Origin of the sequence: Bacteroides sp. BFG-606 (genome assembly GCF_024788145.1) — a bacterium.
Lineage (GTDB): Bacteria > Bacteroidota > Bacteroidia > Bacteroidales > Bacteroidaceae > Bacteroides > Bacteroides vicugnae.
Window position 1 is genome coordinate 3436142 of the sequence record NZ_JANUIL010000001.1, and the last position, 13085, is coordinate 3449226.

A 13085-nucleotide genomic window follows, 5' to 3' on the forward strand; every position below is an offset into this window, starting at 1 on the left:
ATGATGTGTTTTTGTTAATACCATTTCTTTTTTCTGAAGTACAAATATACAATAATACCGATAATTGCCATTACAATCCAGGCAAATAAATACCCGTACTGCCATTCCAGTTCCGGCATCCATTTGTAATTCATTCCCCATACTCCAACCAGAAATGTTAAAGGAATAAAAATTGTGGATACGATGGTCAGCCTCTTCATGATATCGTTCATACGTAAATCATTGTTGGAGATATAAAGATCGACTAATGAAGAAAGGGTTTCCCGACAGATTTCGATGGTTTGTAATACAAATTGTAGGTGGTCGTTTACATCATTGAAAAAGGCGCGGTTCACTTTATGGATGAGCAGGTTTTCTGCCCTCAGTAGCTTTATATATTGTTCTTTCAAGGGGAGGATTGCTTTTTTCATTAGCATATATTGGCGTCGTAATGCCTGAATCTGGATACCGATGTCATCTCCGTTGGTGATAGTAAGCAGTTCCTCTTCCAAATCTTCGAGTGCGTCATCGATGGAAGAGATGGTTGAAATATAGTTTCCCATCACGTTGTTGAGCAGTACGCTAAGCAGATAATCTGTTTGACGACTGCGTATCTTCAGGACATCATTACGCAAGGCTGAACTGATATCATCGAAGAAATCAGTTTCTTTTTCGAGGAAAGTCAGTACATAATTATTTCCTATGATAAGGCAGACTTGCTGTTGGAGCAGTTCGTCCAGTTCATTTTCTTCTTTATGTTCGTTCGGATAGAATATTTTTAAGATCAGAACAATGTATTTATCATGCTCTTCTATCTTGGTCGGATGATCCGCATTTAATATATCCTGTAAGACAAGGAAGTCTATTTCGAAATGACTGCAGATTTCCCGGATAGTTTCTGTATTTTTCATTCCGTGTATCTGTAGCCAATTGATTTGATCATTGTTTAGCGTACCTTTGATGGCCTGAAAAGTATCACTAGAGCTTTCCTGTATCTCGGTAGCATTGTAAGTACAAAGATGTAAATGGGTAGGAGTAAGACTTTCTCCTGTGTAAATAAGCTTTTCGCTTAACAGATTATTCTTCATGCTTTATTCTCGTTTTAGAAAACCACTGTAACAAAGGTAGTGGTTTTCTAAATGAGAACAAGTTCTTTGAACGTTTTGTTTACGTGTTAGTCAAAATCGACTACTGTGATTCCGGCACCACCAAACTGCACATGTTCGTCGGCATAGTGGCTAACTCCCGGTACGGTGGCCAGATATTGGCGGATAAGTGTACGAAGTATTCCCGTTCCTGTGCCGTGAAGGATACGTACACGATCCATGCCGACTAATATGGCGTCATCAATAAAATAGGTGACTGCCTGTAAGGCTTCGTCTCCACGCATTCCGCGTACATCAATATCCTGTTTGAAGCTAAGCTTTTTTTCATACATCTGATCGTGTGTCTGGCTGCTGACAAAGGTGCTTTTAGCAATCCCTTCCGTCTTGGGCATATGATTGACACGTTCCAAACGGTCTGTTTTTACGGTCGTTTTTATGCTTCCAAAGGCAACAGTCGCATTTTTACCACTGATTTCCATCACTTGGCCGACGCTTGTCTGTCCTTTGATTTTTACATTCTCTCCTACCGCAATCGGCACTATTTTAGGGGCACTTGATGGAGAAGAGACTACAGCTTTCGGTTCGCTCTTCTTGTTTTTCTTCCGCTCTTGCTTCTCCTTTAGTTTCTCCATTTTTTTTGCAATCTTCTCTTCATGCTCTTTAGATGCCAGTGCATCCAGAGAAGTACGGAAGTCTGTCAGTTCCTGACGTGCCTGGCGTGTCTTTTCCTTTTCGGCTTGTGCTTCCTTTATCGTACGAATCGTATTTTCAATGCGGGCATTGGATTCCTGAAGCATGCGTTCCGCTTCTTCTTTTGCTTGCCGGATAATCTCTTTCCGGGATTTTTGCAATTCTTCCATCTCTGTCTGGTAACGGGCAATGGTTTCTTCCATGTGCTTTTCCCGTTGACGGATGGTTTGACGTTTTCCTTCCCAGTAACGCTTGTCGCGCACAATGTCCTGAAGGTATTTGTCTGCATTGATATATTCGCTTCCTACGATTTCCGAAGCATCTGCGATGACATCTTCCGGTAGTCCGATTTTTCGTGCAATCTCTACGGCAAACGAACTTCCCGGATTTCCGATTTGTAATTGGAAAAGTGCTTGCATGAGATGACGGTCGTAAAGCATGGCTCCGTTTACTACTCCTTCATGATCTTCGGCAAAATGTTTCAGATTCTGGTAGTGGGTAGTGATGACTCCGAATGTTCCTTTCTGGTTGAAACGTTTCAGTACAGCTTCGGCAATAGCACCTCCGATTTGCGGCTCCGTACCTCCACCGAACTCGTCAATCAGGATGAGGCTTCGTTCGTTACAGCTCTTCATCATGATTTTCATATTGGTCAAGTGAGAAGAGTAGGTACTCAAATCATCTTCAATAGATTGTTCGTCACCAATATCGATAAAGATGCTGCTGAATATGCCGGCATGACTACGTTCGTGCAAGGGAATCAGCATACCGCATTGCAGCATATATTGCAGCAAACCGACTGTTTTCAAACAGACGGACTTACCTCCGGCGTTCGGTCCGGATATGATAAGGATACGTTGTTTCTGATTAAGTTCTATATCCAGTGGTACGACTTTCTTTCCATGTTTAGCTAGTGAAAGTTGTAATAAAGGATGCACGGCCATCGTCCAATCCAGTAGTTGCTCATTCTCGACGGCGGGTTTCAGACTATTGGTCTGTATGGCGAAGTAACTTTTCGCACGAATAAAATCTATCTCTGCCAGAAATTCGTATGATTGAAGAATTTCCGGGATAGATGGACGGAGAATGTTTGAGAACTCGGTAAGGATGCGAATGATCTCACGTCGTTCATCGCCTTCGAGTTCGCGGATGCGGTTGTTGGCTTCTACCACTTCCGCCGGTTCTATAAACACTGTTTTTCCGCTGGCGGATTCATCGTGTACGATACCTTTGATTTTTCGCTTGAGTCCGGGGGCAACCGGGATCACCAGACGTCCGTCACGCATGGTGGGAGCTACATCTTTGTCCACGTAACCTTCGGACTGTGCGCTACGCAGGATGCTGTTTAACGAGCGGGAAATATTTCCCATCGTACTGGCAAGTTCGCGACGTATGCGGGCTAATTCGGTAGAGGCATTGTCCTTGATTTTCCCATATTTGTTAAGGATGCCGTCTATTTTTCCTATCAGTTGCGGGAACACGGCAATATCTCCTGCCAGTCGTTTCAGGCTGGGGTAGGGGGTGTTGTTCTCTTCTTCATCTTCATTCCGATGCAGAAAGCGTACGATGTCACGGATGGTTTCTAATGAACGGCGTAGGTCAAATAGTTCTTGTTCGTCCAAATACATTCCTTCTATCCGCACGCGTTTTAACGAAGGACGGACATCAAAGAAAAATTGATCGGGAAATCCGTCCTCTTCCTGGATGATGCGGACAAACTCTGTTACTTGGTTTAATTTCTCTTCAACCTCTTCATGTTGCTCGGAAAAGTTCATGTCTGTAACTCTTTCTTCGCCTAAAGTACTGAGGCACTTATCTTTTAGTAACTGTCTTATCTGGTCGAATCCTATCTTTTGCTCAAAGTTTTGAGGGTATATCATATTTCTGTTCTTACTAATGAACTGCAAAAATACGATTTATTCGCGAAAAAAATATCAGAATGTTTGCAGATTTAAAAATGATTCGTACCTTTGCACCGCTTTCAACGGAAAGCACTTCTGATAAAGGAGTTTTGGAGAGGTGGCAGAGTGGTCGATTGCGGCGGTCTTGAAAACCGTTGTACCGCGAGGTACCCGGGGTTCGAATCCCTGTCTCTCCGCTGGAAAGAATTGCAAAACAAAGAAAATCCCTGTAAATTAATACTTTACGGGGATTTTTTGTTTTTGGTACATAGCAAAAATAAGCATATCAAAGCATTCTTTCGGTGTACTATTCGGTGTACCTGATTGCCTTCAGTGCCAGGTACACCTGTTAAGTAAATAATTCATTGTTTATCAGTGTTTTGCATCTTGACTTGTTGCTCTTGGAAATTTAGTTTTGTGATTAAAAAACAAGTAAGATGGAAAGAACAACATTTTGTCTATTGTTCTACATTCGTAGGACGAAATTGAATCGGAACGGTGAGGCTCCGATAATGATGAGAATTACAGTGAATGGAGTCCGGGTTGATGCTTCAGTGAAGAAAACAATTCTTCCGGAGTTCTGGAGTGCGGCAAAAGGAAAGGCTTTGGAAAAGAAACGGGAGTACAAGGAACTGAATTTGTATCTTGACTCAATCCGCTTACGGATAATGAAGATTCAGCGTGAATTGGAGATAGAGGGTGTATCCGTTTCTGCCAATAGTGTCCTGGAGCGTTTCTTGGGTAAGGATGCTCCTGTGCAGCGTACTTTGTTTGAGGTTTTTCGGGAACATAATGATAAATGTGCTCAATTGTCCGGTACGGACATGGCACCTGCGACCGTACAGCGTTATGAGACATCCTTGAAGCATACACGGGATTTTGTCTGGGAGACATATCATAAGAAAGATGTTCTTTTGGATGAAGTTTCCCGCCAGTTTATTGAGGATTATGAGTTCTGGCTTAAGACAGCGAAAAAGTGTTGCCATAATACAGCCACCAAGTATCTGAAGAACTTTAAGAAGATTATCCGTATTGCTTTGGCTAAGGGATGGCTGAAAAATGATCCGTTTTTGGAAATCAGGTTCTCGTTGGATAAGGTGGAGCCGGACTTCTTGGAAGATTCGGAAATCCGAAAACTGATTTCAAAGGAGATTGATATTCCACGGTTAAGTCAGGTGCGAGATATTTTTGTGTTCTGTTGTTTTACTGGTCTGGCTTTTTCGGATATTCATGGTTTGAGAAAGGAGCATATCGTGGAGGATTCGAATGGGGTCAAATGGATACGTAAGGGAAGACAGAAGACCAAAATCATGTGTAATATTCCATTAATGGAAATACCATTGAAGATTTTGGAAAAGTATTCCACCAATGAATATTGTAAGAAACATGGTGTGCTTTTTCCGGTGCTTTGTAATCAAAAAATGAATGCATACCTCAAGGAACTGGCTGATATTTGTGGTATTAAAAAAAGATTGACCACCCATGTTGGGCGTCATACTTTTGCCACATTTGCTCTGGCCAATGGTGTCTCGATAGAGAGCGTTGCTAAGATGTTAGGGCATACCAATGTCCAGATGACCCGTCATTATGCACGTGTGCTGGACCGTACAGTGATACGTGAGATGTCACAGATAGAAGTTGATTTTTCTTTTTCTATATAAATGTAGACATATTATTAGAAGAATGGAAAAATTCTATACTATATGCATGAAATTGGACAGATAATAAATTCTATGTTTGAAAAAGATGAAGAAGGTTATTTTTGATGTAATATTGTATATTTATAAAATAAATGTTATATTTGCTTTATTGTAAAATAATATATAAATATGGAACTAAAAATAGAGGATTTAATAGGAAGAGGATATTTTCCTAAAGAGTTGCCACCACCATTTAATACTATTGATTTAGCAAATAATTATTCTATGATTAAAAATAAGTGGCAAAATCCAGAAAATTCACTGGTAAGAAATTCAGGAGAAGATATATCTAGTTTTAGTGAAAGGAAAAGTACATATAATAAAAAAACTAGGCTTGCAAATAAAAGATCAAAATGTGGGATATATTCTATTACAAAGAGTTTATTGTGTAGGAGATATTTATCGATCCCCAATCCAATACATTATATAAAACTTTCAAAATGTATAGTTGAAAATTGGGATAAATTAGAACCTCAATTAGCTAATGATAGTCTTTCAATGAGTAGCCCTATATTTCAAAAATCACTAATTGATAGATGTTTTAGAACTAGAAGCGAACGTTTTGTTGACTTTGTGACAAAGACATTGGATCTTTCTTTTAAACATACTTTCGAGTTGAGATTGGATATATCAATGTTTTATCACCGTATTTATACTCATTCAATACCATGGGCTTTGTTGGGTAAAGATAGGGCAAAACAGGTTTATAATAATATTGATAAGTTTAAGACATCCTCTGATTCGAGAGATTTGTATGATTATAAAATGTTTGTTATTGGAGATGAAATTGATGTGGCCTCTAGAGCAACTCAAGAAGACCAAACAATTGGTATCCCTGTTGGTCCAGATACATCGCTTATTATTGCTGAATTAATACTTGCTCAAGTTGATAAATTTGTAGAGCGGGAAAGAGACATTTCTGCATGTCGGTATTTTGATGATTATTATATTTATACTAATTCAAAAGAAAGAGCTGATGAAGTATTAAAGAAAGTAGAACAGATTTTATACGAATATAATCTTGAAATTAATGAGTCGAAAGTGTCAATAAAAGAATATCCATTTCATTTTGTTGAAGATTTCTCGATTGAACTACGAAATTTCAACTTAAATAATAATTTTGAATATAGCATAAAACAATATTTTAGCATTGTTTGGAAATTTGCTTCTCATTCACCTCATAAAAAAAATCAAATATTTAATTATTCATTTGCTATTTTTGATTCTGATATTTTTGATCGTAAGTATTTTAATATATCTGAGAATTGGGAAATTTTTGAAGATTTAATGTTGAAAAGTTTGCTTACATGTCCTTCAATTATAGAAATTGTGTATAGAATCATATTGAGAAGATTTGAATTTAGTGGTTCTCTAACAAAACGAACTAGTGAAAAGTTACACATTATTATTTCTTCTATTATAGACTCCCACGCTGAAACGAATGAAAGCTTTGAGGTTTCTTGGTGCTTGTGGATGTGTAAAATTTTTAAATTTGATATAACCAAAGAACAAGCTTCGAAGATTTTATTAATGCGAGATTCTATAAGTCGACTTATTTTATTGGATATTATTAATTCTGGTACATCCTCGTTGAAACAAGAATTAATTGTTGAATTACGAACGTTATGTAAAAAATTAGTTCAAGAAGGACTGCTAGGTTCAAATTGGTTATTGTTATATGAGGGAGTCCTAAAAGGGTGGTTAAATATTAATTCGACAAGAATAAAAAGAAATCACTATTTTAAGATATTGTATGAAACGAATATAAGTTTTTATGATTCAGATGCATCTCTTAGAACCCAAACTGTTGAATATGTATTTGATAGGAGAAAGATGAATATTAAACTTCGAAGAGAGGCAAAAGAACAAGCTGAGGAATTATTTTATAAGATAATTAAAGAACAAGCAGAAAAACAATATGAGGAAGACTCTGATGATTTATGGTTCTCTTTTTTTCGGAAAAGATGAAGAAGAAATAAAAAATGATAAACAGAAAAGAATATTAGAAATAGAAGAGGAGTTAAGAAAAGACCCTGAATATATTGATTTAAAAGAGAATCTTTTTAATAGTATACTAGATAAAAAAGCCTCTGATAAGCCTATTGATGAGACAGAACTATTTGAAACTTATTTATCTCAATTAAATCATTACTCAACATATAAATAAATTTATATCTTCACATTGGGAAAATAAGAATATCCTTTTCAAAGTAAAAAGTACAATGGGTAAGTGAATCACGCAAGCCATTGTACTTTTTTTGTGACTATATATTTAAAGACCCTAAACTTTCTTTGGAGATGCTTGTCATGATAAATGATATCAGTATTATGGGTCTAGGATTCCAAATTCCTTGGCTAAATCCAAGCGCATTTTACCAAGGCATTTGTTTCTTGCCTCTTCTTCATTATAAGGTATATCCGTAGTTTTTGCTATGTATGCTAGCACTTCTTCTCTATTTGAGAAAATTGTTCCGCTATAGGTTCCATTATTCAAAAGAGATTGTTTTGCGGTTTCGTTATATTCGTTTTTTATTTCGTCCAAACGTATGACCCTGTTTTTGAAATTTTTGTATATAGGTTCTAAATTAAGATCCTTTTTAGCTTTTTCGATTCGTTTGCGATGGGAAATAGCCTTTATCTGGATATCAAAGGATTTGAGATTGTTAGAAATAATGGGAGCAGAAATGGTAAACTTTGCCCATTGATTGAAATCATGTATATAAGGGTGGATATGTGTTGACGGTCTGAAAAATTTTTCTCCTTTTTCTCCGGAATTACAATTATTGCATGCGGGTATTAAATTATAAAACGATAGAGATAGATAAGGAGCCATTGCTTTCGGTATAAAATGATCAATGTGGAACCGTAGTTTCGGTTTTGGAGTATCTATAAATTCGAGGTATGATGTGCCACAATATGGACAAACCAATATATTCAGTTCTTTAAATAGCCAATAGAATGTGTATTCGGATTTCCTCTGTCCTTTATAATTGAATAGGGATAATATTTCATTCCCAAAATCAGTTGATTTTATTTTTCCATTTTTTATTTCCCACAAAGGAAGGATCTCTTTGCGATTGACAAGGCTTTCTACTCTGTTGTACCATGCCTCTAAAACAGCTGGTTTGCCAATTATTATTTTTTTTAAGTTGGCACAGTGGTTTTGAGTCAATAACTGATAGAATCTTTTCTTTTCAATAACAGTCTCAGCCTTTTCTTGTTCCTTTATTCTATTTTCTAATGTATGAGTTTTTCTTTTGGGAGCGCAAGGATTCAGCTTCTTATAATATTTTTTAGCCAAACGATCTAATGAATACTTGTTTTTTGTCTGTTTTATCCGAAACATGGCTTTACCTCCTTATTTGTCATTTAACATATCTAGAAGTTTTGCTCTAAGAACCGGTTCTCCTATAAGCTTGATAATAGTCTCCAATCTTTCCTTGTCGATTTCCTCACTTCTTAATAAGGGGGCTATTTCTTTAGTGATAAGTTGTTGTGCAAATTCGCCCATTACGTGGTTTTGCAAGAAGAACTGGTTAGTAAACATGCTGTGTATGTTACAGGCGAAAGTGTTGTTCTCCTCATCAAAGAAGTAGGGGAGACCCTCTTGAAGAAATAAGATATTGCTTTGTGGAATATCAGACAGGATAAAAGGCGAGTGTGTTACGAAACAAATATTGATACTTTCAATATGTTGTAGATTAATGCTGTTGATGCAGTTCAACAAATAGTTGACGTATCTGCGTTGGAATTCCGGATGAAAATATAATTCTACTTCTTCTAAAATTAAATTTAGATGCTTGTATTTGACTATACCGGTATTGGGATTCTCAAATACTGAGTTGATATTACGAATATGATATAGGATTGAACTGACATTATAGATTAGTTGTTTTTCGCCAGAACTGAGTTTCTCGAATTTTTCTATCTCGTTTGAGTTTACAATCTGAAGCCCTATTTCTACATTGAAAATGGGAGATGGCAGAAAGTCCATATAGTCCCATATTGGAAAATCCTTATATTGGGGAAGCAAATTGGTTTCTCTGAAGTGCCAGAATTCTTTTTTGAATTCTTCTATCATTTTATTCAAGTCATCGAGTATTTCAGTATCGCCATCAGCCAGGATGAATTTTCTAATTTCAGAATTCCAGGCATTATAGTAATATTTCAAGAAAATGATTGTTTGTCGCAACTTCAGTGTGATATGGCTGTGGTCTTTGGCCATATTTTGAATAAAGGGTTTTAAATCATTCCAAAATTCTTGACCATAATTGCCTATGGAGTCTGGCATCAAGCACAATGTGTCTTTGTACCTTTTATACTTCTTGGATATTGATATTGTTTTATATACCAGATATTGCTCTGCTTTCTGGTATATATTCAACTTTTCCGAGGGAAGTTCTGGTTTAGTTACTTTTATTTGGAAGATGGCATACCAATTTTTTATAATTTCATCGTATAATTCATTGAAAGTAATGGTATTGTTGAACTGGCTGTGCGGCATTTTCTTCGATTGCGTCTTTTCCCATTTATACCATTCTTCCTTTATATTTTCGAACTTTTTATTAACTGCCAAAGTGTAAGTCAACCGATGTGCTATTTGGGTATCAGTAACTTGGCGGAAATTGAATTTTTTGTCTTTAACCGGTTGCAAATAAAGTGAGATAAGCCTGTTCTTGGTAAGATAGTTTTCGGTATTAATGTTTATAATGCCTCTGTCCCGGAATGGATGAAGCACAATGGGACATGTGTAGCCATCGTTTTTATGAAAGAGAGAATGCATCCAACAACTGCTATAGTCGTCTTGGTCTTCCCATTCTTGTTGGAAATCCATTACATTATTTGCATATATGGAATAATTGACAACAATTGAATAGAATAGTTCAGAGAGGTGTTCTTTTTTGAGCTGGCTAGTGATGTCTGTGACGGTACCGTTGTGAATAACGGAATTGCCATAATCGGTATATAGCTTTATTTGTTCGTTTTTGACTTCCAATTTAAAGAACTGCCTCCTGGTTATCCGTTTCTTTGCTATCTGGTATGTTTCGAGCGAAAAATAGAGTTCTGCATGTACCCCTTGCGCTTGGATAAAATCTTCGTTTTCTCCAGACAGAATGTGGCAGGCCAGATTATTAATGATTCTGATGAAAAGTTCGATTAGAGAACTTTTTCCATCTCCGTTTTTTCCAACCAAGGCTGAAACACTAATTATGGGACGGTGATTCAGATTTGATATAGAAAAGAAGTCCGCAGGGAGTTCTTCTGCACTTTCATCAAAATAACACATTCTTTCCTTCTCCTCTTTAGCTGGATCTTGCTCCGTCTCTTTGATTTTATAGTTGTTGTAAAAGAAGTAAGTTTTTCCTTTATGTAGTCTTTTGAGTATATATTGCTCGCAATCCTCTAAAGGGCGTATGGCTATTACTTTGAGGAGTTCTTTTTTATACTGTTTTTCCATTTTTTATATAGATATATTTGAGTTGATTTTTTCGATATTGTCCGAGTAAGCCCGCTTATGGGTAGTACGGTACATTGGATTGGGTGATTTTTACTTTGTCGGTATCTATATTTTTTGATTTCAGGAACATCTTTAACGATGCTTCGCTGCGGTTCAAATCATATCCCGGCCCTAATGTTATGCTTTTGATAGCATTTGTGGTTAGGGATATTTCTTTATACGGAATGATAATTCCGTTCTTGTTTCTAAACCGAATAGGTCTGTAATACTTTTCGTCAATATCATCTGGCTTTATATCCCAATCATATAAAGCAACTCTCCACTCTTTTTCATACGCAAAATGGTGGGATTTGATATAGATACATAGCAGGTTGACTATATTGGCATATTCATTTGCCAGTTCCATCCCTTCTTGGACTTCCAGAGTTTTCCATAGCTCATAAATGCTTTTTATTGTATGCTCGATATTTTTGTCCCCTTCGTAGGATACTTCTCTAAATTTTTCTTTTCCTACGATTTCTGTCTTGTCATATTCATGATATACAGTATCAAAATCCAACCCTATTGCTATTCCGTTACAGTCATTACCATACATGCGCCACATGGGTAAAGAGTCAGCTTCTTCTGATAAAGATATGACATAGAATCCGGCATTGCCCGATTTGTAATACTTCTCTAATTTATTGCCTAACTCGGTGATATAGCCTGAAATTTTTTTTGCTTCTTCTGTGTTGAATTCCTTTTCGATTTTGGGGATAATTGAATTTAATACTTCTATTCCTTTTTTTAATTCTTCACCATCATTCAGATAGTCATATCGAGTTGCCCAGAAATGTAGTTGGCTATCTGTTTTCACCATATTCAAGAGGGCATCAATTGTGGTGTAATGATATAATGTATCCATATTCTTAGATTTTAGCTTTATGCAAACTTTTTATATATCAGAAATCCTATACCGATTTACTGATAGGTTAATCAATCGGTTAATGTTTAATTCAAACTTTTTTTGCTATGTGTGCAAACTAAATCTGCCATTTGTAAAAAGGTAAGACGTGGATAATTCTTTGGTTCTACTCAGGTAGTCATTGCACGCAAACAAGATAGAGCAAATATAATGAAAAAGATGGGAAAATAATAATTTTAGAAGACTGATATGTATTTGTTTCACCGTATGAAACAATATATTTTGATATAACTCTCTGAAGATAAAGTAAATATAGAGAGTTTAAAAGATGCAGGTAACGATTTGGAGACGGAAGTCTTGCTTCGGGTTACACTGCTTTGCATAGTTTCAAATAACTCATATACAAATGTAGGCAATATTTAGAATATAGCAAAATATACTGCCATTTATTTTTTATATAAATCTGATTATTAACATATTAATAATTGAAGGCATAACTTATTGATGCCTACTTGTTATAGAATAGCCGGGGACAGTGCCTCCCGGCTATTTTTTTGTCTCAAATTGGCGTTTTCTGTCTTTTTTTGGCGGTTGCTCAACGGTTGAGTAACCAATGGCCTTATAATATCTCCGTAATATTGTACCATAAACAATAAAAATAAGGTCATTATGAATAACAGAAGAACTGCACCGGGTGGACAGACAATCCACATGCTTAGTGCCATACTTGCTAAAGTTACCAACATTGAAAAGTTATTGGCTCCTGCCGTATATAATTTGCCGGACAGCGAGATACTGGATTCAAAAGGTGTGCGCCTGCTCACCAAAATGTCGGACAGGACACTTTTAAGACGACGTAATGACGGGACACTTCCCTTTCACAGAGACAAGGGGAAGATATATTACCGCCGCTCGGACGTGCTGCGTGCCATGTTGCTGGAAAAAGAAGAACACTCTAAAAAATAAATGTTATGAAGAAGATGATTAAAATTGAAAGCGGTTCATTCGCTGCACTCGTGAGAAGTTATAAGAAGTCGTTGAACATGCTGGCCGTCCTGCAACATATCTGTCAGGAAAATGACGTGGCGCTTTCCATGCTGCCCGATGAAGTCTGCGAACTGATAAATCTTGATCCGGCAGAGATTGAGAAACGGCGTTTGAGCGGACGGCTGCGTTTTGCGGAAGAAGAGAACGGGACAAAGCATTATTCGATTGTGGATATTATCAACCTGAAAGACTCGATTGACTGGAAAGTAATCAACAAACAGGTGGAAAGCCTTTCCTTTGAGGAAGAGGAATGATGTAATTTACGGCTGACAGACAAGGGCACGGTCGGCAAGGTCGGAT

General features: G+C 36.9%; 10 protein-coding genes and 1 tRNA gene. 6 read left to right on the forward strand and 5 right to left on the reverse strand.

Annotation, left to right across the window (positions count from 1 at the left end; all coding sequences use genetic code 11):
• Positions 1 to 14: 14 nt before the first annotated feature.
• On the reverse strand, positions 15 to 1067 hold the full coding sequence (gene corA / locus NXV01_RS12605) for a magnesium/cobalt transporter CorA (RefSeq protein ID WP_259022591.1): 1053 nt from the start codon (positions 1065 to 1067) through the stop codon (positions 15 to 17).
• A gap of 86 nt (positions 1068 to 1153) precedes the next feature.
• A complete protein-coding gene (locus NXV01_RS12610) occupies positions 1154 to 3655 on the reverse strand; it encodes an endonuclease MutS2 (RefSeq protein WP_259022592.1) in 2502 nt (833 codons plus the stop codon).
• A gap of 133 nt (positions 3656 to 3788) precedes the next feature.
• Between NXV01_RS12610 and NXV01_RS12615 the strand changes: the two genes are divergently transcribed.
• The 4 genes from NXV01_RS12615 (at position 3789) to NXV01_RS12630 (ending at position 7543) form a co-directional block, all read left to right on the forward strand.
• Positions 3789 to 3873, forward strand: a tRNA-Ser gene (locus tag NXV01_RS12615).
• Positions 3874 to 4113: 240 nt separating this feature from the next.
• A complete protein-coding gene (locus tag NXV01_RS12620) occupies positions 4114 to 5337 on the forward strand; it encodes a site-specific integrase (protein ID WP_151879598.1) in 1224 nt (407 codons plus the stop codon).
• 168 nt (positions 5338 to 5505) lie between these two features.
• Positions 5506 to 7344, forward strand: a complete 1839-nt coding sequence (locus tag NXV01_RS12625; RefSeq protein WP_259022593.1) for an RNA-directed DNA polymerase — start codon at positions 5506 to 5508, stop codon at positions 7342 to 7344.
• Entirely contained in the window at positions 7295 to 7543 is a 249-nt protein-coding gene (locus NXV01_RS12630; RefSeq protein ID WP_259022594.1) for a hypothetical protein, read from the forward strand. Before NXV01_RS12625 ends, NXV01_RS12630 begins: the two co-directional genes overlap by 50 nt.
• Before the next feature lie 159 nt (positions 7544 to 7702).
• Here the strand turns inward: NXV01_RS12630 and NXV01_RS12635 are convergent, their stop codons facing one another.
• From NXV01_RS12635 to NXV01_RS12645, 3 genes are read right to left on the reverse strand one after another with little or no spacing between them, the layout of a single operon-like run.
• The gene (locus tag NXV01_RS12635; RefSeq protein WP_151879377.1) at positions 7703 to 8722 is read right to left on the reverse strand and encodes an HNH endonuclease; all 1020 of its coding nucleotides are present in this window, start codon (positions 8720 to 8722) and stop codon (positions 7703 to 7705) included.
• A gap of 12 nt (positions 8723 to 8734) precedes the next feature.
• Positions 8735 to 10834, reverse strand: a complete 2100-nt coding sequence (locus tag NXV01_RS12640; protein WP_118423695.1) for an ATP-binding protein — start codon at positions 10832 to 10834, stop codon at positions 8735 to 8737.
• Between the two features lie 55 nt (positions 10835 to 10889).
• Positions 10890 to 11738, reverse strand: coding sequence for a DUF2971 domain-containing protein (locus NXV01_RS12645; protein WP_118423694.1), 849 nt, complete (start codon positions 11736 to 11738; stop codon positions 10890 to 10892).
• A gap of 669 nt (positions 11739 to 12407) precedes the next feature.
• Here NXV01_RS12645 and NXV01_RS12650 point away from each other — a divergent pair.
• Both NXV01_RS12650 and NXV01_RS12655 read left to right on the forward strand, forming a co-directional pair.
• Entirely contained in the window at positions 12408 to 12704 is a 297-nt protein-coding gene (locus tag NXV01_RS12650) for a DNA-binding protein (RefSeq protein WP_192938727.1), read from the forward strand.
• A 5-nt stretch (positions 12705 to 12709) separates the two neighbouring features.
• On the forward strand, positions 12710 to 13039 hold the full coding sequence (locus NXV01_RS12655) for a hypothetical protein (protein ID WP_151879376.1): 330 nt from the start codon (positions 12710 to 12712) through the stop codon (positions 13037 to 13039).
• The last annotated feature ends 46 nt before the right edge of the window (positions 13040 to 13085 follow it).

Bases quoted from the DNA above. Each gene is read 5' to 3' on its own strand.
- corA (WP_259022591.1), bottom strand. From the start codon at position 1,067: ATGAAGAATAATCTGTTAAGCGAAAAGCTTATTTACACAGGAGAAAGT.
- NXV01_RS12610 (WP_259022592.1), bottom strand. From the start codon at position 3,655: ATGATATACCCTCAAAACTTTGAGCAAAAGATAGGATTCGACCAGATA.
- NXV01_RS12620 (WP_151879598.1), top strand. From the start codon at position 4,114: ATGGAAAGAACAACATTTTGTCTATTGTTCTACATTCGTAGGACGAAA.
- NXV01_RS12625 (WP_259022593.1), top strand. From the start codon at position 5,506: ATGGAACTAAAAATAGAGGATTTAATAGGAAGAGGATATTTTCCTAAA.
- NXV01_RS12630 (WP_259022594.1), top strand. From the start codon at position 7,295: ATGAGGAAGACTCTGATGATTTATGGTTCTCTTTTTTTCGGAAAAGAT.
- NXV01_RS12635 (WP_151879377.1), bottom strand. From the start codon at position 8,722: ATGTTTCGGATAAAACAGACAAAAAACAAGTATTCATTAGATCGTTTG.
- NXV01_RS12640 (WP_118423695.1), bottom strand. From the start codon at position 10,834: ATGGAAAAACAGTATAAAAAAGAACTCCTCAAAGTAATAGCCATACGC.
- NXV01_RS12645 (WP_118423694.1), bottom strand. From the start codon at position 11,738: ATGGATACATTATATCATTACACCACAATTGATGCCCTCTTGAATATG.
- NXV01_RS12650 (WP_192938727.1), top strand. From the start codon at position 12,408: ATGAATAACAGAAGAACTGCACCGGGTGGACAGACAATCCACATGCTT.
- NXV01_RS12655 (WP_151879376.1), top strand. From the start codon at position 12,710: ATGAAGAAGATGATTAAAATTGAAAGCGGTTCATTCGCTGCACTCGTG.